Origin of the sequence: Candidatus Magnetominusculus xianensis (assembly GCA_001541255.1) — a bacterium.
Lineage (GTDB): Bacteria > Nitrospirota > Thermodesulfovibrionia > Thermodesulfovibrionales > Magnetobacteriaceae > Magnetominusculus > Magnetominusculus xianensis.
On the sequence record LNQR01000089.1, the window covers coordinates 1 to 21955 of the forward strand.

27 protein-coding genes are annotated in these 21955 nt (G+C 46.2%); 9 read left to right on the forward strand and 18 right to left on the reverse strand.

The window, feature by feature from the left end; genetic code table 11:
* Positions 1-322 precede the first annotated feature (322 nt).
* The 18 genes from ASN18_RS12485 to ASN18_RS12570 form a co-directional block, all read right to left on the reverse strand.
* On the reverse strand, positions 323-697 hold the full coding sequence (locus tag ASN18_RS12485; RefSeq protein ID WP_085053082.1) for a hypothetical protein: 375 nt from the start codon (positions 695-697) through the stop codon (positions 323-325).
* Entirely contained in the window at positions 694-1218 is a 525-nt protein-coding gene (gene amrA, locus ASN18_RS12490; protein ID WP_085053084.1) for an AmmeMemoRadiSam system protein A, read from the reverse strand. The genes ASN18_RS12485 and amrA overlap by 4 nt, the downstream gene beginning before the upstream one ends.
* A 21-nt stretch (positions 1219-1239) precedes the next feature.
* Complete coding sequence (locus tag ASN18_RS12495) at positions 1240-2238, reverse strand: polyprenyl synthetase family protein (protein WP_085053085.1); 999 nt, start codon at positions 2236-2238, stop codon at positions 1240-1242.
* Entirely contained in the window at positions 2238-3293 is a 1056-nt protein-coding gene (gene mtnA, locus ASN18_RS12500; protein ID WP_435050998.1) for an S-methyl-5-thioribose-1-phosphate isomerase, read from the reverse strand. The genes ASN18_RS12495 and mtnA overlap by 1 nt, the downstream gene beginning before the upstream one ends.
* Positions 3294-3402: 109 nt before the next feature.
* Positions 3403-4215, reverse strand: a complete 813-nt coding sequence (locus ASN18_RS12505; RefSeq protein ID WP_085053089.1) for a glycosyltransferase family 2 protein — start codon at positions 4213-4215, stop codon at positions 3403-3405.
* A complete protein-coding gene (locus tag ASN18_RS12510) occupies positions 4215-5177 on the reverse strand; it encodes an NAD-dependent epimerase/dehydratase family protein (protein ID WP_085053091.1) in 963 nt (320 codons plus the stop codon). Before ASN18_RS12510 ends, ASN18_RS12505 begins: the two co-directional genes overlap by 1 nt.
* On the reverse strand, positions 5177-5617 hold the full coding sequence (locus tag ASN18_RS12515) for a dTDP-4-dehydrorhamnose 3,5-epimerase family protein (RefSeq protein WP_085053092.1): 441 nt from the start codon (positions 5615-5617) through the stop codon (positions 5177-5179). The genes ASN18_RS12510 and ASN18_RS12515 overlap by 1 nt, the downstream gene beginning before the upstream one ends.
* Positions 5614-6708 carry a CDP-glucose 4,6-dehydratase gene (gene rfbG / locus ASN18_RS12520; RefSeq protein WP_085053137.1) on the reverse strand — a complete coding sequence of 365 codons (1095 nt, stop codon included), beginning with the start codon at positions 6706-6708 and terminating at the stop codon, positions 5614-5616. The genes ASN18_RS12515 and rfbG overlap by 4 nt, the downstream gene beginning before the upstream one ends.
* A 30-nt stretch (positions 6709-6738) precedes the next feature.
* Entirely contained in the window at positions 6739-7524 is a 786-nt protein-coding gene (rfbF, locus tag ASN18_RS12525; RefSeq protein WP_085053093.1) for a glucose-1-phosphate cytidylyltransferase, read from the reverse strand.
* 3 nt (positions 7525-7527) lie between these two features.
* On the reverse strand, positions 7528-8139 hold the full coding sequence (gene rdgB / locus ASN18_RS12530) for an RdgB/HAM1 family non-canonical purine NTP pyrophosphatase (RefSeq protein WP_085053095.1): 612 nt from the start codon (positions 8137-8139) through the stop codon (positions 7528-7530).
* Positions 8117-8851 (reverse strand): ribonuclease PH, encoded by a 735-nt coding sequence (gene rph / locus ASN18_RS12535; protein ID WP_085053096.1) that lies wholly within the window; start codon positions 8849-8851, stop codon positions 8117-8119. The genes rdgB and rph overlap by 23 nt, the downstream gene beginning before the upstream one ends.
* Positions 8848-9717, reverse strand: coding sequence for a glutamate racemase (gene murI, locus ASN18_RS12540; RefSeq protein ID WP_236861730.1), 870 nt, complete (start codon positions 9715-9717; stop codon positions 8848-8850). The genes rph and murI overlap by 4 nt, the downstream gene beginning before the upstream one ends.
* On the reverse strand, positions 9695-10291 hold the full coding sequence (locus ASN18_RS12545; RefSeq protein ID WP_157072976.1) for a GerMN domain-containing protein: 597 nt from the start codon (positions 10289-10291) through the stop codon (positions 9695-9697). Before ASN18_RS12545 ends, murI begins: the two co-directional genes overlap by 23 nt.
* Positions 10278-11261 (reverse strand): N-acetylmuramoyl-L-alanine amidase family protein, encoded by a 984-nt coding sequence (locus tag ASN18_RS12550; protein ID WP_085053097.1) that lies wholly within the window; start codon positions 11259-11261, stop codon positions 10278-10280. The genes ASN18_RS12545 and ASN18_RS12550 overlap by 14 nt, the downstream gene beginning before the upstream one ends.
* 157 nt (positions 11262-11418) lie before the next feature.
* Entirely contained in the window at positions 11419-12006 is a 588-nt protein-coding gene (locus ASN18_RS12555; protein WP_085053098.1) for a HEPN domain-containing protein, read from the reverse strand.
* Positions 12003-13199 (reverse strand): GmrSD restriction endonuclease domain-containing protein, encoded by a 1197-nt coding sequence (locus ASN18_RS12560; RefSeq protein WP_085053100.1) that lies wholly within the window; start codon positions 13197-13199, stop codon positions 12003-12005. Before ASN18_RS12560 ends, ASN18_RS12555 begins: the two co-directional genes overlap by 4 nt.
* 71 nt (positions 13200-13270) lie before the next feature.
* Entirely contained in the window at positions 13271-13828 is a 558-nt protein-coding gene (locus tag ASN18_RS12565; RefSeq protein ID WP_085053101.1) for a macro domain-containing protein, read from the reverse strand.
* A complete protein-coding gene (locus ASN18_RS12570; RefSeq protein WP_085053141.1) occupies positions 13829-14182 on the reverse strand; it encodes a nucleotide pyrophosphohydrolase in 354 nt (117 codons plus the stop codon).
* Positions 14183-14247: 65 nt separating this feature from the next.
* Here ASN18_RS12570 and recD2 point away from each other — a divergent pair, with 65 nt between their 5' ends.
* The 9 genes from recD2 to ASN18_RS17250 all read left to right on the forward strand — a co-directional run bounded on the left by recD2 (position 14248) and on the right by ASN18_RS17250 (position 21871).
* Positions 14248-16419, forward strand: coding sequence for an SF1B family DNA helicase RecD2 (gene recD2 / locus ASN18_RS12575; RefSeq protein ID WP_085053102.1), 2172 nt, complete (start codon positions 14248-14250; stop codon positions 16417-16419).
* 85 nt (positions 16420-16504) lie between these two features.
* Positions 16505-17272: a ParA family protein gene (locus ASN18_RS12580; protein ID WP_236861731.1), complete on the forward strand. Its 768-nt coding sequence runs from the start codon at positions 16505-16507 to the stop codon at positions 17270-17272.
* A complete protein-coding gene (locus tag ASN18_RS12585; protein ID WP_085053106.1) occupies positions 17257-17874 on the forward strand; it encodes a hypothetical protein in 618 nt (205 codons plus the stop codon). Before ASN18_RS12580 ends, ASN18_RS12585 begins: the two co-directional genes overlap by 16 nt.
* 9 nt (positions 17875-17883) lie before the next feature.
* The gene (locus ASN18_RS12590) at positions 17884-18819 is read left to right on the forward strand and encodes an RluA family pseudouridine synthase (RefSeq protein ID WP_085053108.1); all 936 of its coding nucleotides are present in this window, start codon (positions 17884-17886) and stop codon (positions 18817-18819) included.
* A complete protein-coding gene (locus ASN18_RS17245; RefSeq protein WP_157072977.1) occupies positions 18816-18971 on the forward strand; it encodes a hypothetical protein in 156 nt (51 codons plus the stop codon). The genes ASN18_RS12590 and ASN18_RS17245 overlap by 4 nt, the downstream gene beginning before the upstream one ends.
* 25 nt (positions 18972-18996) lie before the next feature.
* Positions 18997-19524 carry a CinA family protein gene (locus tag ASN18_RS12595; RefSeq protein WP_085053110.1) on the forward strand — a complete coding sequence of 176 codons (528 nt, stop codon included), beginning with the start codon at positions 18997-18999 and terminating at the stop codon, positions 19522-19524.
* Between the two features lie 175 nt (positions 19525-19699).
* Entirely contained in the window at positions 19700-20338 is a 639-nt protein-coding gene (locus ASN18_RS12600; protein ID WP_085053112.1) for a JAB domain-containing protein, read from the forward strand.
* A 125-nt stretch (positions 20339-20463) separates the two neighbouring features.
* Positions 20464-21534, forward strand: a complete 1071-nt coding sequence (locus ASN18_RS12605; RefSeq protein ID WP_085053114.1) for a 3-isopropylmalate dehydrogenase — start codon at positions 20464-20466, stop codon at positions 21532-21534.
* A 172-nt stretch (positions 21535-21706) separates the two neighbouring features.
* Positions 21707-21871, forward strand: a complete 165-nt coding sequence (locus ASN18_RS17250) for a hypothetical protein (protein ID WP_157072978.1) — start codon at positions 21707-21709, stop codon at positions 21869-21871.
* Positions 21872-21955: the final 84 nt, after the last annotated feature.

The window sequence follows — 21955 nt, forward strand, 5'->3', positions numbered from 1 at the left end:
CAGCTTGCCATTTTCTTCGAAGGGAGGTTATTATTGGACATTGATGTTATGGGCTAAAATCGGGCCTGACACAGTTTAGTTAACAGACCCCTTTATCACGCTATCTTTCAGCTTGACAGGCTTCCACTCTCAGTGGTCTGGGCTTCGCCCGCAGGCTCACCGTTACAACCGGCCGAATCAAGTTAGTTATCCTACGGACTGGCTGCTCCCCACTCCGCCTTGCAGCAACACAGTTACGTTGTGTTACAGGCCGACTTGAAGGGGGCTTTCACACCTATGAACTACAGGCGCCCGACTCCAGCTTCGCTGGAATGACAGACACTTAGTGCGTTTGCCCTAGCTCTGTTAGGTAACGTTTGGGTTTGGTCAGGGTGGAGTTGTCGAGCTTTGATCTTAGCGCTTCATATTTAGTGGTTATTGTTGTCAACTGGTTTATAGTCTCATTGTGGCTGACATATTCTGCGATAAAGAAAAACCATCCGGCGAGCAGTACGATTATTAGTATTATGCGGGGGAGTGGTTTAAGTATTTTTTTCCATTGAAAGGCTTTCTTTTTTTTTATTTTTTCAAGGTCGAGTTCCAGCTTTGTCTTTTCGGGCACTTGCTCAGTCATTTGTTCACCAGAGTGTTCAGCAGGTTGTTCGTCCAGCTGCCCGCTCGTCGGTTCATTGGTTTGTTCGCCCGGTTGTTCGGTCACTTGTATCTCCTTACTTCAAAACGAAGTATTTCGACATTATTGTCCTCTGGATGAATGCCTGCCTTTGCCTTGGTTATCCTTAATTGCTCATCCACGGTATTCACTCCCTCTAATGCAGGCAGGAGCAGCCCCCTTTTGTGACCTTGCGTGACGATTACACCGTATCTTTCAGGGTCTAACTCAGAGATGGAATTAACCTTCTCCGGAGGCGAGAGTATATCGACTGAATATGTTATTTCGCCAAGTTCACCGGGGATAACAGGTGTAAAACGTGGGTCTTGTGTTGCGGCAGCTATGGCGTTTCTTATTATTTCAGAAGCCGTGTTTTCAGTTGTTGGTGCGAATGTCCCTATGCAGCCACGCAGACGGCCTTTTATCTTTAAAGACACAAAAACACCGGCGCGCTCGCTCATCTCAGTCTGTGCAGGATTCACCGGCGGGGCGATAACCTCATGCCGTCTAACGTAAGACTCAACTGCCTCTTTTGCGAGGCGTGTCTGGTGGCTCAAAGGCGTTTCCATAATTGCGGATTCCCCATTTGATTACTTATTTCTGCTTAAGGCGTAGTCTGCCATGACAACAAGGGCGTCTTTTTCACTGCAATTGCCGAATATTGACAGTTCAGCCTTGGCCTCTGCTACGATTTCCTTTGCCTTGTCTATTGTCTTTTCTATTACATCATATTTTTTGAACAGTGCCAGTACCTTCTTCAAATCCCTTTGCCCGTCTTCATCAGGCATGTCATCGTCCGATGTGGAATCAATAATTGCAGTCAGCTCTTCCTTTTCCTGTGCGTTTGCCGACTTGAGAAGATAAATCAGCGGAAGCGTTATCTTCCCCTCGTGGAGGTCCCTGCCAAGCTTCTTGCCAAGATTTTCTTCGTCTGCCTTAAAATCCAGTATGTCGTCGTATATTTGAAAGACTGTACCGCTCTTTAGACCATAGCTTGTCAGGGCATTGATTTTTTCTTCGGGAAGGCCGCCTAATATCGCCCCTATCCGGCATGAGGCGGAAATCAGAGCGCCGGTTTTGGACTCGACAATTCGCAGATAGTCTGCTTCTGTTATCTCTGGGTCTGCTATCTTTTGCAGTTGGAGTATCTCGCCCTCGGACATCTTTGCTACCGCATGGGAAATCGCCTCCATTGTCTTTAAATTCTGCTGGCTGACGGCTGCCTTTAGTGAGTTGGCATAGAGGAAATCACCCACAAGTATAACAACCTGAGCGCCCCATATGGAGTGTGATGTGGGCTTGCCCCGTCTGACCCCTGCACCGTCAACTACATCGTCATGAAGAAGTGAGGCCGCGTGTATCGCCTCTATTACACCTGCTAAGACATATCTGGCATCCCCGGCGTAGCCCGACAGGGCAGCGCTCATCAACAGATACATAGGGCGCAGTCTCTTGCCGCCGCCTCCTATCAGGTGTCTGCCTATGTCCGGGATTACAACTACATCACTGCTGAATATTCTGGCAATCTCAGTCTCTACACGCCTTAAATCTTTTTCATAGTGCTTGAATATGTTCTCGGCAGTCATCATTATTTATTACCTTTCGGGTCTAGCGTGTGAATTGCTTCCGGCTTAAACGCGCCCTTTTCAGTCAGTATCAATGTTATATATTTAGCCGGTGTCACGTCAAAGGCGATATTTCTGACAGCTACACCTTTAGGGGCAATTTCACACCGGCCAAAGACATTCGTCACCTCATGTGATGGACGCTCCTCTATAGGTATCTCGCTTCCCGATGAAAGTGTAAAATCAATGCTGCTTAATGGTGCGGCCACGTAAAACGGTATGTTGTTTTCCTTTGCCAGCACTGCCACTGAATAAGTCCCAATCTTGTTGGCAACATCGCCGTTTCTCACCGTCCTGTCTGTGCCGACTATACAGAGGTCTATCTCGCCCCTTCTCATAAGCTCTCCGGCGGCGTTGTCCGGTATCAGTGTAACGGGTATGTTGTCCTGCATCAGTTCCCATGCTGTGAGGCGTGCACCCTGGAGAATCGGCCTTGTCTCATCGGCTATGACTGATATACGTTTGCCCTGCTCTATGGCCATTCGTATGGGCGCAGTTGCCGTACCGTAACCACCTGTTGCCAGGGCGCCGGCGTTACAATGTGTTAGAACTGTGTCGCCGTCTTTTATAAATTCTGCTCCATAGCGCCCGATGGCCTTGTTTATCTCTATGTCTTCGTTGAGTATCAAAACTCCTTCTTTTGCTATCATCTCTTTTAGGGCGCTTATTGGCATTGTCTTATTGTTTTCTATCAGCCGCTCTATACGCTCTGCCGCCCATTGGATATTTACAGCGGTTGGTCTGCTGTTAAGCAGTGCATCGATTGCCGGTCTTAACTTCGCACTGAACTCCATAGCGTCTGCCGCTGATATGGCATCTGCCGCAAGTGCAATCCCCATTGCCGCCGCTATTCCTATGGCAGGGGCGCCCCTTATCGCTAGATACTTAATGCAGTCAACCACTTGCCGGTAATCCGTACACTCTATGTATGAGATGTCGTGGGGAAGGCGGGTCTGGTCAAGTATCATGGCCTTTGCTGTCCCAGCTCCGTCTATCCATTTAATTGTATCTATCATTATCAATTCTCCAGTGCCACTGTAATCCTGTCTATATTATACTATTGGTGTAACTAACATAAAGAGGGGGTGTACAATTTTACAATATCTGTCAGATTTTTTTCCCCCTGTATTATGAGCGCCTTACCATGCGCCCTATGGCATCTGGCATGATTGACAGAATATACGCGTAAAATGTGATATACTTTCTCATCTGCACGGGCGTTGAGACCTGTTTCCTGTATTTTCTTATGAGGTTAAGGCTTGCCCTGACATATTTTCTCAGCCGCGCCCCCGTGTTCTTGCCGTGTACCCTGTAAAATGCTAGTGCTTCATCTATATATCCAACCTCATGCTCAAAGGCTATGGCAAGCCACAAGTCAAAGTCCTCCACTGTGATTAACCCCCTGTCTTCACTAAATTGAAAACCGCTGCCGTTTCTGAACATCACCGTCAGGCATGATATATAATTAAATGACAGATACAAATCTAAAAATATACCCTTGTTGGCTAAGCCAAACCGCCGTCCCGGTGCCCTTCCCTTCGTATATGTCAGCACGCCGTTTTCCATTGCTGCCGCCTTTGAATAAACCATAAAGACATCTTTATTGGCGTTTAAATAGCTCACCTGTTTTTCAAGTTTGTCTGCAAGCCACAAATCATCAGAGTCTAAAAAGGCGACATACTCGCCGCTTGCCTCCTTTAACCCCACATTTCTTGACGCTGCGATTACGCCTTCATTTTTAAATTTTATATACCTGATCTGCCCACAGGCAAAGCCCCTCACTATCTCCTCTGTATTGTCTGTAGAGTAGTTGTCTATCACTATCAGTTCCCAGTTGCGGTACGTCTGGGTGATTACAGAATTAATCGACTCGCCGATGAACCCGGCATAATTGTACGTTGGCATGATGATTGACACCAGTGGCGCGGCGTGGTCATTCATTACATTGCCCCCCGGAAGCCTTCACACAGGGACAGGCACATTCTTATCTCATCGTCAATGCCGCCCTCCAGTTGAAACCCTGTTTTTTTGATTTTTTCAATACTATAATTCGTTGGCATTAAAAATGCCTCAGACGCTGCCAACTCTCCAACTTTTATTTCACTTATCGGACGCCCATAGGTCTCTTTATAAACCCGTGCAATACGCTCTGCCGCTTCTAATATAGTCATCGTGCATTCACCGCCCAGATTATACAGCCCGTCGCCCCACCTGCCCCTTAGTTCATAAATAAAATGCCCAACAGCACGTGCTGCATCGCGTATAGCAATGAAATCCCTGTACTGCCTGCCGGAGGATTTTAAAGTCAGCGCCCCCACGGTTACGGCCTGTCGGCAGAGGTCGTTAAATACGAGGCTCCAGCGGTTTACCGCCCTGTCAGCCGGGGCGCCACAGGCGTTTGACAGCCTAAAAACAGCAGTGTTCATTGAATTGTACCGCCTGAACTCATCGACAAACCCTTCTGCCGCCGCATGTGTAATCGCATATGGGTGATAAGGTCTGATTGGGGTCTCTTCTGTTATCACGGGCCGCTCAAGGTTCTCACCATAGACATGAATCGTAGAGAAGTATATGAAATTCCTTATGCCGTGTTCTGCCGCTGCACGAAGCAGCCGGTATGTCCCCTCTGCGTTTGTCCTCATTGCAGAGACGGGGTCACGCATCGAGTCTATTTCATTGATCGCGGCAAGATGGACTATCGTATCAGCACCCCTGAGAGCACGCGCTATCGATTGGTCATCGCTTAATGACATATTGATAGCATTAAAACCGGCGCACCACGCCGGAAGGTCTTCAGTTGTTGTCGATGTGATGGTTATATCAGAATCTGGATATTGTTCTCTTAGATACAGGGCAGTCCTGCCGCCAATAAATCCCCTGCCTCCGGTTATCAGGACGCGCATTATTGCACCCACCGGTAAGGGATACGAGGAGTGTCGGGGCTGAGCTGCTGCGCCTCGGCTGGGTCATGCAGCTCAGTTGCGCAGTTGGCCAAAATCGCAATGCCGTCAGAGATACCCATAAAACCACTCCACACCAGAGGCGGCACATGCACCAGACAGTAGTTGCCATCGCCTATTAAATACTCATCCACACACCCGAAAGTAGCTGAGCCTGCCCGCTCGTCATACAGGACAAGCCTGACACGGCCAAACGGGACTGCCAGATTGAGCGCCATTTTCCTGTGCAGCTTCCATGCCTTTACAGCGCCGGGATTTACTACAGAGAAATACACCTCGCCAAAGCGCTCAAACAGCGGGGAGTCACGCCTCAGCATGTGCATCACCTTGCCGCGAGCGTCTTCGATTTGTTTTAATGGAGAAACTGCAACGCCTTCTATCATATAGACCAGTTGAGCATCTTTTTTTGTGCCTCAACGATATAGTGCCCGATTTGCCTTATGGAAAACTCGAACATATCATCCTTCCCCTCGTAAAATGCCTTATACCAGAGGGCAGTCAGCCTGACGGTCTCCTTAAAATCGAGGGCAGCGTACCAGTTAAGCCTTGCCAGCGCCTTATCGCAGCAGAGCTTTAACAGCGAACTTTCCTTAATTTTTGACCCCTCGTGCCTCATCAGACAGACCCCCCAATGCGCCATAAACTCCCCTATCAGCTCGCCAACTGAGTGATCAGCCCTTGCATCCGGGCCGAAATTGAATGACTCACCTGAGGCAATGTCCGACAACAGCAGCCGTGCGCCAAGCTGCAAGTAGCCGCTTAACGGCTCAAGCACATGCTGCCACGGACGTGTCGCGTTTGGATTCCTGATCACTGCCTCGCGCCCCTGAGACCACGCCCTGACACAGTCCGGGATTATCCTGTCGCGCGCCCAGTCACCCCCGCCTATGACATTGCCGGCACGGGCTGTGGCAATACGCGTGGAGTCATTGCCTGAAAAAAACGATGCGGCATACGACTTAAAAACAATCTCTGCACACGCCTTTGAAGCGCTGTATGGGTCATCACCGCCAAGTGTGTCATTTTCCCTGTATCCCCAGGGCCACTCAACGTTGCGGTAACACTTGTCGCTTGTTATGACAACGGCAGCGCGCACACTTCCAGAATTTTTGATACAGTGCATGACATTGACCGTGCCCTGGACATTCGTGCTGAAGGTCAAAAGCGGGTCTTCATGTGACAGCCGCACGATTGGCTGTGCCGCCAGATGAAACACTATATCGGGACGAAACGACTCGAACGCGCTTGACAGACTATTGTAATCCCTTATGTCGCCATCAAAATTATTTATTCTATTATTAAGTTTAAGCACCTCGTAATTGCATGGCTTTGATGGCAGATACGATGAAAACCCCGCCACCTTTGCACCAAGCCCTAAGAGCCACAGCGTTAGCCACGAGCCCTTAAAGCCCGTATGACCGGTAACCAGCACTCGGCTCCCATCGTAGGCACCGTCAAATAGATTCTTTTTTATCACTGGCTGCCCCGTTATAATTTAATCCGGCTAATCTGGCCACAGCTTCCAGGGCGGATTTCCCCTTTCCCACATATCTTTAAGATAATTATAGTCCCTGAACGTGTCCATACACTGCCAAAACCCCTTGTGGTGAAATACCTTCAACTGTCCCTCTTTTGCAAGCCTCTCAAGGGGTAGTTTCTCAAGGACACAGCCGTCGCCGTCGTCAAGATAATTAAAAAACTCCCTGCTAAATACAAAATAGCCGCCGCTTATGGCACTGCCGACAGCGTCTGGTTTTTCCATAAATGATACAACCCTGTCCTGTTCTATCAGGAGTTCGCCATATCTGGAGGGCGGCACAACTCCCGTAACTGTACCTATTTTGCCGTGGCATTTGTGAAAATCAAGCAGTTCGTTAATATTCAAATTTGTAACGCCGTCGCCATAGGTAAGCATAAACAAGTCACCACTGACGTACTTTTCCACACGTCTTAGACGCGCACCTGTCATCGCATTAAGCCCGGTGTCGGCAAGCGTTATCTTCCATCCTTCGTACTGCATGGCGTTGCGGGGATGAAATGTGACATCCTTGTTATGCAGGTCTATTGTAAAATCAGTTGTGAGCATCTCGTAGCGATAGAAATAATCCTTGATTTGTTCGCCCTTGTAGCCGAGACACAGGACAAATTCCTTGTATCCGTAGTGGGCATAGCACTTCATGATGTGCATCAGAATGGGCATATGACCGATTTCGACCATTGCCTTTGGTTTGAACTCGGTTTCTTCGCGAAGGCGTGTGCCTTGTCCGCCGCAGAGAATTACTACCTTCATATATTATTTTTTGTTATTATCATCAATCGATAACAAATAGTCTTTTAGTTTAATCACGGCCATAGCGCGATGGCTGATCTTATTTTTTATCTGATCACCAAGTTCGGCAAACGTCTTATCGTAACCGGAGGGGATAAATACCGGGTCGTAACCAAATCCTGATGTGCCCATTGGTTCGGCCGCGATAGTGCCTGCTATCTCACCCTCAAAAAACAGTGACTTCCCCCCCATCATAAGGCAAAATACGCTGACATACCTGGCAGTACGCTCAGAAGGCTCCGGTGTGTCCTGCATAAAGTCCAGCAGTGCGTTGATGTTGTCTTCGTCACTTGAGTTTACACCGTCTTCATTTGAGGCAAATCTGGCAGAGAACACCCCCGGCGCACCATCGAGGGCATCGACTTCAAGCCCTGAGTCCTCGGCAACAACAGCGGTAGTGTTTTGTTCATAAACTGCCATTGCCTTTGCAAAGGCATTCTTATGATACGTATCTCCATCTTCAGCAACATTGCCCATTATAGTTCCAGCGCTGACAAAATCAATGCCGGTACCGGCAAACATCGAGTTTATCTCCCGCACCTTTCCCAAATTCTTAGTTGCCAAATACAGATTCATCTGCAAGTACCTCCTTTTGTATCCCGACAAGCTTCTCAATTCCTATACGGGCAAGGGTGAGCAATTCGTTCAGCGTGTCTCCTGTAAACGGGGAGCCTTCGGCTGTCCCCTGTACCTCTACATATTTGCCGGAGCCTGTCATGACTATATTCATATCCACATCGGCATCTTTATCTTCCGTGTAACACAGGTCAAGCATGGGCTGCCCATCCACCACACCAACGCTGACTGCTGCAACATAGTCAATCGGTGGGATTTTCTTTATCATACCGTTTCTCATGGCAAAACGAAGTGCATCGACAAAACACACATAGGCGCCAGTTATCGAGGCGGTTCTTGTGCCGCCATCTGCCTGAATCACGTCACAGTCAATAAGGAAAGACCTCTCGCCAAGTAAAGACAGGTCAACGACAGAGCGCATGGCGCGCCCTATCAGGCGCTGGATTTCCAGCGTGCGACCATTTGGCTTGGAGCTGCGGCCATCTCTGGTCATACGCGTATGGGTTGAGCGCGGCAGCATTCCATACTCGGCAGTTATCCAGCCCTTTCCCTTGTCCTTTAGAAACGGCGGCACGGTCTCCTCTATCGTCGTCGTGCAGATTACACGTGTCTGCCCTGCCTCTATCAGTGCTGAGCCCTCGGCATACTTAACTGCCCCTCTGGTTATCTTAACCGGCCTCAACTCTGAGTTTGCCCTACCGTCTGCTCTCATACGCCTCCACAGCCACACGCGTTTTTTAACGCCATGGCCTTCTCTTCCAAAGATGCAATTTCTATTTTTGTTATATCCTCTAATGAGTCCAGCATAAAGCGCTTGCCTATCTCCTGAAACCTGTCTGGACAGTCTGTAACATAGTATTTTCTGTGCACCGGCGTCTCTAAAGTCTTCAACAAACCCGATGTTGTCAATATCTTGGCGACGTTTTTTGCCTTTTCGATTGCTGAGTCTATCAGTACAACATCATCTCCCATTACCTTTTTTATAACCTTCTTTAAAAGTGGATAGTGCGTACAGCCCAGCACAAGGGTGTCTATATTGTAGAGTTTCATTTCGGTTAAATATCTTTGTGCAACCATCTCAACCACCTCGTTGTCAAGCCAGCCTTCTTCAACGAGTGGAACAAACAGAGGGCATGAGCGTTCGATCACCTTAATGCGGGGGTCAAGGCTGCGGATTGTCCTGCCATAAGCACCGCTTTTTATAGTAGCCTCTGTGCCTATTACCCCTACGAGGCCGTTTTTGGTTGCCTGGGCTGCGGCCTTTGCCCCAGGTTCTATAACACCCAGTACTGGTATCTTAAATGTATTTCTTATGATATTAAGACTCACGGCAGAGGCAGTGTTGCAGGCTATTATCAACAGTTTTATCCCTTTTTCCACAAGAAACGAGCTATTCTCAAGTGAATACTTAATAACTGTCTCGGCTGAACGAATGCCATAGGGCACCCTTGCAGTATCCCCCATGTATATTGTACTTTCTGCAGGCAGCCGGGCGTGTATCTCTTTTAAAACCGTCAGCCCGCCCACGCCTGAGTCAAATATTCCTATCGGCTTATCAGCCATGTTTTCGTATTTCATCGAATTTTACCTCTTGTGTGGCTATTCTTTTTATGGGGGAGCTGATGCTGTAGTGTCCTCCTAATGTATCCTCTTCTTTTCCATTTATAAGAATCTTCACATCGTCAAGCTCTAAGTTAGAGGTGGCGGTCTCGTATATACTCTTTATTATTAAAAATTCCTTTAGGGCGTCACCCTGAAAATTCCTTTTTATATCGGATGAGAGGTCAACATAGAGTATTTTATCGATGCCATAGTAGACCCCCAACACCCTGGTGTTCGATGGAAAGGCCTCTTTATTGGGTATTGAGTTGAGATTAAAGAGTTCCCCTATGGCGGTTTCTGCAATTTTCATCGTATCAAAAGTCTGCTTGATCTTTATGACCATGATGTTAAGGGCTGCCCCTTCGGGGTAGAACACCTTTACGTCCTGGGCATCGCTTACGAGTTTTTCCTTCTCCTTAAGAGCTATCAGGCTCGCTGAACCTGAGCTGTTGTCATCTTTCCACATTATATAATAATAGATGACAGTTGTGCCAACTATTAGCATAACTATCGGTAAAAATACCAGAAATATTAGCTTACTTTTTTGCATAGTCTGAAATCGCCCTGATTATAGCATCTGAAATGGTATTAATTGAATCATTAGTGTATGTAAAAGAAGCCGGATTCGGCATCTCAATCATGACAGCCGGTGCAGAAGTGGCAGAGAGTATTGGAATGGGCACTTCCCTGTAGACAGGCTGAGTTTTGAACTTCTCATTAAGTGCGCTGCCGATTGCCTTTGAAAGGGTCCTGCTCTTTTCGATATAAGAGGCTTGAGTGTATGCGGTGCTATATGCCATGTCCGGCCCTGACATGACGGCTGGAAAGCTGCTCGTATATATGGCAAATGTATCAGAGGTCGAGACATGTATGCTGATAAACAAATTCGGCCTGAACTTACGAATATCTATAATTCGCTGACTGAGCGGCATGGCTGAGTCGTCCTTTCTGGTAATGGCAGTCCTGCGAACCTTGCTGCCTATGCGTTTAGCTAAGTCTGCACATACGGACAGAGAGAGGGCGCTTTCTTTAAACTGCCCTGAGATTATCCCTGTGTCGATGCCGCCATGACCGGCGTCTAATAAAATACTCAAACCGGCGAACTCGTTAGTCTGTGCCGGTACAGGGGAGTTTAATGGCAGCGCACCGGTTATGACCGCCTCTATCACCAGCCTCGGCGGGCCTGCGTAGCGTGAAACATTTATTTTTTCAAGATTTCTTATGTTTAGATATATACTTTTGTCCTTCTGAATGACCTTAACAGCTTCTGGAAGTGGTGTCCCATTAAATAAAAAATCACTCTGGAAATCGACCCTGACGATACTGTACGATTCATTGACCTTCGATGAGCTTATCAGAGAGTCGTTCGTACTTTGAAAGACAAATCTGAGGATATTGTTTTTCTGGCTGAATTGCATAACAATCTGCCCGGCATCGGTACCGTATGCGCCTGAAGAGCTCAGGGCAATGAAAATAAGTATGAACATGCCAGCATTTTTCATAACATATGAATTAGTCATAGCGTATATATTGGCGTATTTTCAAGAAGTTTTTCAAGTACTTATTTCATCTCACAATGGGACTACGGAATATATATTTAGTCCATCAGCATTTAACTGTCTTCATAACCGGTATATCAGGCGGACTTGCCCTTCGCGAGTGCGGCAGGGCATTTCTTTATAATTTCGCATCATCGTACTCTTCTTCGTCTATAAATATTTTTCTTAAAAAATCTACATATGCCCTTCCTTTCTTGTATAACACATACACCTCCTCTACAGTTTTATCTTTAACGGCTTCATTCTCAATATAATTGCCGTGTATTAAGACATTTCTTGTACTACTTATATCCATGAAGGCATTTTCTGCTTCCTGTAGTTCAGTGCGTTTATCTATTATAATTCTAATTTCTTTACTAAAATTACTACCAAATAATCCTATAAACTGCCTTGTGTTCTTCTCTCGCCAGTTAAAATATGTATGATATTGCCTCGCCATAGCCTTATTTTTTATGAAGCTATAGACAATATCATTGTTATTTGTATGTTTATTAACGAGATCGGTAATAATCCTCATTATCAAATCTTCATAATAGCTTGCTGCTGCTAAAACTAACGCTTTTTTATAATTACTATCTAAATCACTTTTCATCAATACTACCCGATGTTCATCTAAAGCACCTAAAGTACTTAAAACATCTAATGAATTTAGAACATCTTTTATATGCTTATAGAAATCAATGACTGGATCCATTTCTTCTGTCATTTTAGGAGAATCTCGATTGCCTTTCTTAATCTTGTCTGCACTTGACTCTTTTGTGAAGTACGTACCAATGTAGCATCTGAAAATTCTTTATCGTTTTTAAGTTGTTCTATACTGGACAAGGTTATTTTTTTTATATCGAACGAATTAGACCTATATGCCTCTAAGCATGACGCATAAAACACTGATTCATAGACAGATATATTAAACCATCCTCCTTTGCCGAAAAATACAGTATCCCCTATAGTTATAAAATAATTAAGAAACTCATTATATAATTTTTCGAGATATTCAATTTTAGTCTTTTCAAATCCCTTAGCCTCCATGGAAAAACTATTAAGAAAGGTTTTCATGGAAGATTTATAGTTCTCTCCATTAATCAGCATTGCAAAACCCCTCAGTAAAACTTCAACGTCTTTCATATGTATATCTGGATTCTGCTGGCCGTTTAATGTTCTCCAGTTCTTTTCAATATTGAGTCTGTAAAGCATATCGTAAAAACTGGTATGATATAAACTTGTCCTTATTTCTTGAGGCGTAAGATTTAATCCTCCAGTGTTTAATCTGTTAAATATTTCAAACAGTGCAGAATTATTATCATTTGGTGAATTCTGCTTTATTATTATATTTCTTATAGTCCTTAAATCGAACGAGGTCCTTACACCATCATCAATTGTATCATAGCTCAATTTATTAAATTTATTTATTTTGCCTGGTATTTTACCTGATAGTTGCAATTTAAAATCCTGAAAATAATCATCATTATTCAAATAATCATCAGGAATGCCACAAGATTTATCAAAAATTATACGCAGTTCAGACCTCCTTTCGAATCTTGGAAATCTTTTTTTCATAAAATAATATATGGTCATGTACCTCTGCTGTCCATCTATAACCAGAAATTTATTCCTTGCTGTTTCAAATAAAAATATTTGAGGTATTGGAATCCCTATTATTATAGATTCTATTAACTTAGAAGCTCTCTTAATATCCCATACATAATTCCTCTGAAAACCAGGAATCGATATTATATCCTTTTCAATAAAAGAAAACAACGTGGCTATATTAAAATCATTTGGAGCTGCTGTAATCTCGTAATCTATAAAAACAAAATCATCTTCATCATTTAGGTCATCTCCTTCATACCGTGCATCACCATTTTTCTCAACAACATATCTATCTTCAATCATATCCATTAAACCTTTCTCCTTATTGAATATTTACAACACAATATATCGTTATCCTATAACAATACACATAACAGATGTCAACTGCACGAATTCTCGCTCTCTTTGTAAAATTCCCTCTTAAAATACTCAAGAGTTGCATCGTCATAGATGCAAAATTCGATAATCTTAACACTTGAGCCTGGGTTTTCCTTGAGAAAGCGCTCACTCTGCCCAACTAATATTCGCGCGCATCTGTCCTTTGGAAAGCAAAAAATACCGGAACTTATCGCAGGCATCGAGATGCTTATAAAACCCCTTTGGGCGGCTGCTTTTAGTGAATTAACGACTGCGTTTTTTAGTTTTTCATCCTCATCTCCCTCTCCCATCTGTGGCCCGACGGCGTGTATTACTGCCTTGCAGGGGAGCTTTCCCGCTTGTGTTACGGCCACTGTCCCCACAGGGGTAAACCCCGCCTTGTCGCTTTCCTCCTGTATACTACTGCCGCCCTTTCTTACAATAGCCGCCGCTACTCCACCGCCATGCTGGAGGTGCGAGTTTGCTGCGTTTACTATTGCGTCAACCGCCCGCCCCGTTATATCGCCCTTTACGAGGCGGAGTTTCCCCGTGCCGATTGTTTTTTCACTTATTAACTCCATTTAACTGCCTCCATATTCGGTGTATTTTGCTGATTTGCCCTTTACGAGGTCAGCAGGGTATTTCTTTTTATTTTTTTCAAACTTCTGAGCGGCTGCTTCAAGCGGGTCGATGTTGAATTTACTGGCAAGATTTGTCAGATATATCATTACATCACCGATTTCGTCTTTTAACTCTGATAGTTTCTCAGGGGTGAGGTGGCAGCTGTCCTCTTCCTTCGTCCATTGAAACAGCTCCACTATCTCTGCCACCTCAACACTCAGGGCCATCGCCAGGTTTTTTGGGCTGTGAAACTGCCCCCAGTCCCGCTCCCCTGCAAATGTGGCGAGGGCCTTCGTTAGTTGAGCTATTGTCATCGCACTCCTATTATGAATTTCAACGGCAATCCTGATTGAAAATATGATAATATAACGGCAGGCATATGTCAAATATTCGCAAAACTCCGCAGCCGGAGGTCGAGATACAAGGGCAGGTTGAACGCATCACCTACGCCAACGAAGAAAACGCCTTCAGTATCGTCAGGCTGTCATACGAAGGCCGTATTATAACCATCGCCGGAAATCTCCTGTCCATCAATCCCGGCGAGGTACTGCGCCTGCGCGGGGCATGGGTTAACCACCCCAAATATGGGCAGCAGTTCAAGGTAAACTCCTACCAGTCGATCACACCAGCCACCGTTGTGGGCATAGAGAAATACCTCGGCTCCGGCCTGATAAAAGGAATCGGCCCGGTGCTGGCAAAGCGCCTCGTTGCTAAATTTGCAGAAAATACCCTCGACATTATTGAGCAGTCCGTGGAAAGACTTAAAGAGGTCGATGGTATTGGTGAAAAACGTGTCACGATGATTAAATCCGCATGGGAAGAACAAAGAGAAATTAAAGAGATTATGCTCTTCTTGCAGTCCCACGGCGTAAGCAGCACATATGCCATAAAGATATTTAAGCACTACGGTCATAACTCTATCGAAGTAGTAAAAACGAACCCCTATCAGCTGGCAACCGACATCTACGGGGTTGGCTTCATTACCGCCGATAAGATAGCAGCCAAACTTGGCTTTGCAAAGGACTCACCGCTGCGGGCAGAGGCCGGTATCTTATATGTCCTTCATCAGCTTGCCGACGATGGACATGTATACTATCCCGATGCGCTTCTGGCCGATGAGTGTATGAAGATACTAGATATAGAACGTGAGCTAGTCTTAAACGCAATAGTAGAGGCAGCACTTAACAAACATATCGTAATCGAAGGCGTCGATGGTGCAAAGGCTGTATATCTGGCAAAATTCTATACGTCAGAGACATCTGCAGCGACCAACCTGAAAAAGCTCCTTACGCCAGTCACCAGGCCATACGTCTTTGATGAGGACAAGGCCCTGCAATGGGTGCAAAAGGAGCTGTCTATCACTCTTGCAGAAAATCAAATAACAGCCGTAAAGATGTCATTTAATCAGAAGGTGCTGGTGATAACCGGCGGCCCTGGCACGGGTAAGACCACAATAATAAACTCTATAATAAAGATATACAAGCGCCTGGGGCAGCGCGTCCTCCTTGCCGCCCCAACCGGCAGGGCCGCCAAGCGCATGGCAGAGACAACCGGCAATGACGCCAGGACCATTCACCGCCTTCTGGACTTCAGCCCGAAGGACGGCGCATTTAAGAGAAACGACAAGAACTATCTCGACACCGACTTAGTCGTCCTGGACGAGGTCTCTATGGTGGACACTATACTGATGCATCATTTTCTGAAGGCACTGCCGCCGCACTGTACGCTTATCCTTGTTGGCGATATAGATCAACTGCCGTCGGTGGGGGCAGGAAGTGTACTAAGAGACATAATCGACTCAGGGGTTGTGGCAGTTGTAAGGCTCAACGAGATATTCAGGCAGTCGCAGAGAAGCCTCATAGTGGTCAATGCACACAGGATAAACAGCGGCGAGTTCCCCTTTTTGGTAAATGACATGGACCAGAACCGGGACTTTTACTTCCTCGAAATGGATGAACCAGAGAGTATCGTGGAGAGGATCGTCTTACTCTGTAAAGAAAGGATTCCGGAGAAATTCAACTTTGACCCATTTAAGGACATACAAGTCCTCACGGCGATGTACAAGGGGCAGCTTGGCGCAGTCAACCTCAACACGGAACTCCAAAATGCCCTGAATCCGAAGGGGACAGAGCTAATCAGGGGCGGGCGGGTATTCAGAGTGGGCGATAAGGTCATGCAGTTGGTAAATAACTACGACAAGGATGTATTCAACGGCGATATAGGCAAAATTGTGTCGATTAACACTGAGGACCATATAATCACAGTAACCTATGACGGCAGACTCACGCCCTATGACTACGCAGACCTGGATGAGATAACCCTTGCCTACGCGGTAACAGTACATAAATCACAGGGCAGCGAATACCCCGTAGTAATAATGCCCGTTCACACACAGCAGTACATCATGCTCCAGAGAAACCTGCTCTACACAGGCGTCACACGGGGCAAGCGCCTTGTAATCCTGTTGGGCACAAAGAGGGCGCTCCACATTTCCATAAACAACAACAAACCGCGCCACAGATATACATATCTTAAAGAGAGACTGCGCTAATCAGATCGATCATTGAGAATTGTTGAGTTGACACTTATTATATACATCTGTTAGATTAGTCTACATAATAGAGAAGGAGGGTTTTGTGGTAACAGTCTGTCTGGCTAACCATAAGGGTGGTACGGGAAAGACCTCGATTTGCATCAATATGGGAACATATTTTGCGAAGAAAAAGGTTAGAACCTTGATCATCGACATGGACCCGCAAGGGCATGTAGCCCCCGGGCTAGGCATAGATATTGCTTATAATGACCGCTCTATTGCCGATGTCCTTGCAAATCAGGAGGAGATTGCCGCGATAGTTGCCAATTCGTCCATAAAGGGATTGGATGTCGCCCCGTCTAATATCAGGCTCAGCCTTGTGAATGAGACATTGTATAATACATTTAAGCGGGAACGCCGACTTATGAAAGCAATGGAAAAGGTATACAATGACAAGACATATGACTTGGTGATAATAGACTGCCCCCCGTCGTTAGGCCCTCTGGTTGAAAACAGCCTCATGGTGACCGATTATTGTCTCATCCCCTGTGAACCATCGTCACGCTCCATTGACGGGCTTGCAGATTTTATCATCAAGCTAAAAGACGTCAGAGATGGCGAACTCGACGACCGTTGGCACATCATACTGTCAAGAGTCAAAAAATCAGCCCGTTTGACCAATGAGGTCATAGACAACAAACTCTCTGAGTACAAAAACAGGATATTTAAGACAAAGATATATGAGAGAGAAACTATTAATCAGGCACAAATAGCTGGAATCCCTGTTTTTGGCTTTCCCAGAGGACAGTTGGCTTCAGAGAACTTCTCCAAGTTCGGTAAGGAGGTTGCATCGCGTTGTCAAATAAAATAAAGAATTTGATGGCAGGGGGGCGCTCACGCCTCGAAAAACGTGTAAAGAAAAAATCAAAGGCCGCAGAAGATGCGGCAGTGGCAGCACCTGTAGAAAAATCTGAGCCGCAGGAAACTCTGACACAGCAGCCTGTTGTGGAGAATATCTCCGTGACCACCGTGCAGCCAGCACCTCAAGTTGATGAACCGGCTGAACAGGCTCTACAAATACCTGATAAGCCGCCTGTTGAACCGCTGCCACAGGTTGAACCGGAAGTCCCTCCTTCTAACTCCTTCTCGCAGGACAACCTAACCCCGCAAATGCGTGACAGCCTTCGGATACTCTTAAATAGCAACATCACACTGGAGTGTCTGCAGGCCATTGAGTCAATGTCCAATAAGAATAAAGATTTTATGGCCGCGTTTCTTAAATTAGGACCACAGTCGATGGAGGTCTTTTGCAATATCGCCAAAGACGAAGACTATGTTATTACAACGAAGATAAAACTCATCGCGCTGCTAAACAGGGTAAGCCGCAACGAGATAGTACACAAACTTTTAAGGCGCGTTGGGGCGGCAATTGAGGCATTGCGCCGTCTTAAGGAACTATTATTGCTGCAGTAAACGCACACTATGGCAGTTGAGTTTCATGTAACCAGCGATGAAAAAGGGCAGAGACTTGATGTGTATCTTGCGTTAAAAACTGCTCTGACGCGCTCTCAAATAAATAAACTCATCAAAGACACCCATGTCTCACTAAACGGTCAGCCCGTAAGACACGGCTGTAAAATACGCGCCGGAGACATAGCAGTAGTGGATTTTCAACCGCAGGAAGACACTGAACTAACACCACAGGCAATACAAATCGATGTACACTATGAGGACAAACATCTGATAGTTGTGGACAAGCCCCCCGGTATGCCCATGTATCCAGGTGCTGGACACCGGGATGGTACGCTGATGAATGCTGTAAAATGGAAGACTTCGGCCCTGGCCTCTGTTGGAGGGCCTTTACGCCCTGGCGTTGTCCATCGAATAGACAAAGACACATCCGGTCTTGTTGTCATAGCCCTTGATGACACATCCTACTACAGCCTCGTCGAACAGTTTAAGTGCCGGAGCATTAAAAGAAGATACCTTGCCCTGATTTATGGCTCTATGAGTGCGCCTCAAGGACAGATAACACTGCCGATAGGACGCTCTAAATCAGACAGAAAGAAGATGTCCACAGTATCAAACCGGTACAAACCGGCTGTTACGAACTGGCAGACACTGAAGACATTCAAAGGGGCGTCACTTGTGGAGGCAGTTCTGTCTACCGGCAGGACACACCAGATAAGGGTGCATTTCTCAGCAGCCGGGCACCCAGTACTTGGAGACACTACCTATGGCCTGAAGACATGTGTCACGCGCGCAAAGCTTCCAGTCCCGCGACAAATGCTCCATGCCGCCGTGCTTGGATTTGTACATCCGGTTACGGGGCAGCATCTTGAGTTTGCCAGCCAGCTGCCTGCCGATATGGTGCATATCTGTTCCCTTCTTGAGGCGGAATGTTATAATACAAAATGACTGCGGTAAAAAAAGAATCAGCCAGGCATCTAAAAAAACACACGAGGCCCCAGCTCAGAGAGGAAAAGGCCGTCTGCATAAACAAGGACTGCAAGCTGAGAAAAGGTGGCTGCAAGGGTTTTGAAGGCTGCCCCGGCTATAAAACAATATAACATAAAACTATTTAAGGAGCCCCATATGCTGCTTGATGTTGGAAAGGACGAAATCGAAGCCCTATGTACCCTCACGCAGGGAGTTGTTGAGGCCGCAGCCACAAGGTCATTATTAATAGCAACTGCGGAGTCGTGTACGGGTGGTATGATAGCGGGATTTATAACTTCCGTGCCGGGAAGTTCTCAGGTATTTTGCGGCGGGGCAGTAACTTACAGCAATGCGCTTAAGGAGAAATTCTTGGGGGTATCGCCGGAGACGCTTACCGTTTACGGGGCAGTAAGCAGTCAGACAGCGCTTGAAATGGCAGCAGGGATAAGGGAGGCAGCAGCCGCAGACTTTGGCCTTGCAGTAACAGGGATAGCCGGGCCAACCGGAGGCACACCAGATAAACCCGTGGGGCTTGTATATCTATCGCTTAAGGGACCCGGTCAGACAGAGCATGTCATAGAATGCCGCTTTGACGGCAGCCGCGATAGAATCAGGTTTGACTCTGCAAGGAAGGCTGTCGGTCTGCTCTATGATGCTGTAATGAGTTACGAGAGAATTAAGTAATACTTCCTGGTATGGAGTGCAGTACATATATATGGAGTGCAATACCATTTGTTGTCAAATAGTAAATCGTTTAACCACTTGTAATATAAGGATAATGTTAATGGCATAGAAATTGCGCTGTTATAGTTATTATGTATTGCAGACTACACAGCGCCGTACCGATTGGAAGTGTAACATGTACCTGAAAGTTGTGCGTGTCGGGCGGCCAGCATCCGGCACTAAGATTATCTCCTCTGCCCATGATGTATATAATATTTTGCATTTTATATCAAAAGAGGACAGGGAAAACCTATTTGCCATTCACCTCGACACTCAAAACAGGTTTCTCGGCAAAGAAATCCTTGCAAAAGGCTCACTGAACATATGTGCCATAACGCTTCGAGAAGTCTTTAAGACCGCCTGTCTGAACAATACCTCTGCAATTATCCTGGTTCATAACCACACGGGCGGCAGGGCAGCTCCAAGCGAGGACGATTTTCTGCTCACAGACAGGGTAAAGGCCTTTGCAAATCAAATAAATATTAAAATCCTCGACCATCTCATAATTGGTGACGGCGAGATATACAGCATAGAAAGCAGGGTACGTTTTATCATTCCCTCCAAACGCCACACGATTGAAAAGCTCTTCACAAAAGTTTTAAAAGATGACAGATGTATTGAGGCCATAAACCGTTTGAACATAGAGGTCTATGATTGCAGTCTCTGCATATATGACAAAAAAGACGGATATGGGTATCTGTACATGAGCAAGGACGACAACGTCAGGATTATTTTTGACACTAACTATAAAACACTGGGCGTAGAGGAAGATTAAGGTTTCATTTTTCGTCTTTCGTCCAAGTCCTGAGTCCAGGGACCAGACCCGAATCTATGACAGAACTGTGTGAAAATGCTACAATTGTAGATTAGCGGGTAAATTGGAGCCAGGAGGGACAACAGATGAGCGGTAAGACATATGAAATAGGTGTAATCAGCGGTGACGGCACAGGGCCAGAGGTCATAAAGGAGAGCATTAAGGTGTTAAAGGCTGCCGCTGCCAGATTCGGATTCAAGCTGAACTTTACGGACTATGACTTTAACGGTACAAGGTATTTAAGAACCGGGGAGACGCTGCCAGAAGGTGCGCTAGATGAACTGAAAAGACACAAGGCGCTGCTCCTGGGGGCAATCGGACACCCAGGCGTTAAGCCCGGCATTCTCGAAAAGGGAATCCTGCTCAGGCTGCGCTTTGAGCTTGATATGTATATTAACCTCAGACCTGTAAGGCTATACCCGGGCGTTGAGTGTCCGCTGAAAGACAAGGGACCGGAGGACATAGACTTTGTCGTTGTAAGAGAAAACACCGAGGGGTTATATGCCGGAGCTGGCGGGTTTCTCAAAAAAGGGACAAAGGACGAGGTTGCTACGCAGGAATCCATTAACACGAGAAAAGGCGTGGAGCGCTGCATCAGATACGCATTCGACTATACGGCAAGGCGCAACAAGGGTAATAAACTCACACTCTCCGGCAAGACAAACGTGCTAACATATGCCTTTGATTTGTGGGAGCGGGTATTTTATGAAGTGGCAAAGGACTACCCCGGTATCAAGCCGGACTATGCCCATGTCGATGCCACAACGATGTGGTTTGTCAAGAATCCCGAGTGGTTTGATGTCATAGTTACAGACAATATGTTTGGGGATATAATAACCGACCTTGGGGCGATGATTCAAGGCGGGATGGGGATAGCCACCGGGGGCAATATCAACCCTGATGGTACATCAATGTTTGAGCCAATAGGGGGTTCAGCGCCGAAGTATACCGGTCAAAACGTTATCAATCCGCTGGCGGCCATATGTGCCGGGGCAATGATGCTTGAGCATCTTGGTGAGACAGAAGCGGGTAAGACAATAGAAAAATCCGTTATGGAAGTTACCGCAAAGCACATCAAAAATCTTGCAGCAGGGCACATGGGAATGGGCACAACTGAAGTAGGCGACCTTGTTGCAGACTACACGGCCAAAATCTGACCAAGATACACCCGTGACATCATCGATGCCTTGACTGTCGATGATGTCACGGGCAGTCCCAAGCACCACACACGTATACTTCTGTTCAATTGAAAAAGACAACTATATAGGTTAAAATACTCACAGCTTTTCATGGCAGCCGCAAAAACAAACAGACAGGAGGTATTTTATCGTGATTAGTGGTGTAGGCAGCGCAGTTCAGGCAGTCAATGACTACAATAAAAAAATAATGGCTGAGATTGCCCAGCAGTCAGCTCAGTCACCGACAGTGATTAAGGAAATCCAACAAAACAGCAATCCCGAAGGTACAGGCAGTAAGATTAATATATACGTCTGACAAACGCTCAGGCGAGTGTGTACAACTTTTTTATTATAACTGATTTCGCTTCTGTGAAGAACTATTAGCAGAAGGGCATTCCAG

Coding starts and splice junctions, on each gene's coding strand:
- amrA (WP_085053084.1), bottom strand. CDS start 1,218: ATGGAAACGCCTTTGAGCCACCAGACACGCCTCGCAAAAGAGGCAGTT.
- ASN18_RS12495 (WP_085053085.1), bottom strand. CDS start 2,238: ATGATGACTGCCGAGAACATATTCAAGCACTATGAAAAAGATTTAAGG.
- ASN18_RS12505 (WP_085053089.1), bottom strand. CDS start 4,215: ATGAATGACCACGCCGCGCCACTGGTGTCAATCATCATGCCAACGTAC.
- ASN18_RS12510 (WP_085053091.1), bottom strand. CDS start 5,177: ATGCGCGTCCTGATAACCGGAGGCAGGGGATTTATTGGCGGCAGGACT.
- ASN18_RS12515 (WP_085053092.1), bottom strand. CDS start 5,617: ATGATAGAAGGCGTTGCAGTTTCTCCATTAAAACAAATCGAAGACGCT.
- rfbF (WP_085053093.1), bottom strand. CDS start 7,524: ATGAAGGTAGTAATTCTCTGCGGCGGACAAGGCACACGCCTTCGCGAA.
- rdgB (WP_085053095.1), bottom strand. CDS start 8,139: ATGAATCTGTATTTGGCAACTAAGAATTTGGGAAAGGTGCGGGAGATA.
- rph (WP_085053096.1), bottom strand. CDS start 8,851: ATGAGAGCAGACGGTAGGGCAAACTCAGAGTTGAGGCCGGTTAAGATA.
- murI (WP_236861730.1), bottom strand. CDS start 9,717: ATGAAATACGAAAACATGGCTGATAAGCCGATAGGAATATTTGACTCA.
- ASN18_RS12545 (WP_157072976.1), bottom strand. CDS start 10,291: ATGCAAAAAAGTAAGCTAATATTTCTGGTATTTTTACCGATAGTTATG.
- ASN18_RS12550 (WP_085053097.1), bottom strand. CDS start 11,261: ATGACTAATTCATATGTTATGAAAAATGCTGGCATGTTCATACTTATT.
- ASN18_RS12555 (WP_085053098.1), bottom strand. CDS start 12,006: ATGACAGAAGAAATGGATCCAGTCATTGATTTCTATAAGCATATAAAA.
- ASN18_RS12560 (WP_085053100.1), bottom strand. CDS start 13,199: ATGGATATGATTGAAGATAGATATGTTGTTGAGAAAAATGGTGATGCA.
- ASN18_RS12565 (WP_085053101.1), bottom strand. CDS start 13,828: ATGGAGTTAATAAGTGAAAAAACAATCGGCACGGGGAAACTCCGCCTC.
- ASN18_RS12570 (WP_085053141.1), bottom strand. CDS start 14,182: ATGACAATAGCTCAACTAACGAAGGCCCTCGCCACATTTGCAGGGGAG.
- recD2 (WP_085053102.1), top strand. CDS start 14,248: ATGTCAAATATTCGCAAAACTCCGCAGCCGGAGGTCGAGATACAAGGG.
- ASN18_RS12590 (WP_085053108.1), top strand. CDS start 17,884: ATGGCAGTTGAGTTTCATGTAACCAGCGATGAAAAAGGGCAGAGACTT.
- ASN18_RS17245 (WP_157072977.1), top strand. CDS start 18,816: ATGACTGCGGTAAAAAAAGAATCAGCCAGGCATCTAAAAAAACACACG.
- ASN18_RS12595 (WP_085053110.1), top strand. CDS start 18,997: ATGCTGCTTGATGTTGGAAAGGACGAAATCGAAGCCCTATGTACCCTC.
- ASN18_RS12600 (WP_085053112.1), top strand. CDS start 19,700: ATGTACCTGAAAGTTGTGCGTGTCGGGCGGCCAGCATCCGGCACTAAG.
- ASN18_RS12605 (WP_085053114.1), top strand. CDS start 20,464: ATGAGCGGTAAGACATATGAAATAGGTGTAATCAGCGGTGACGGCACA.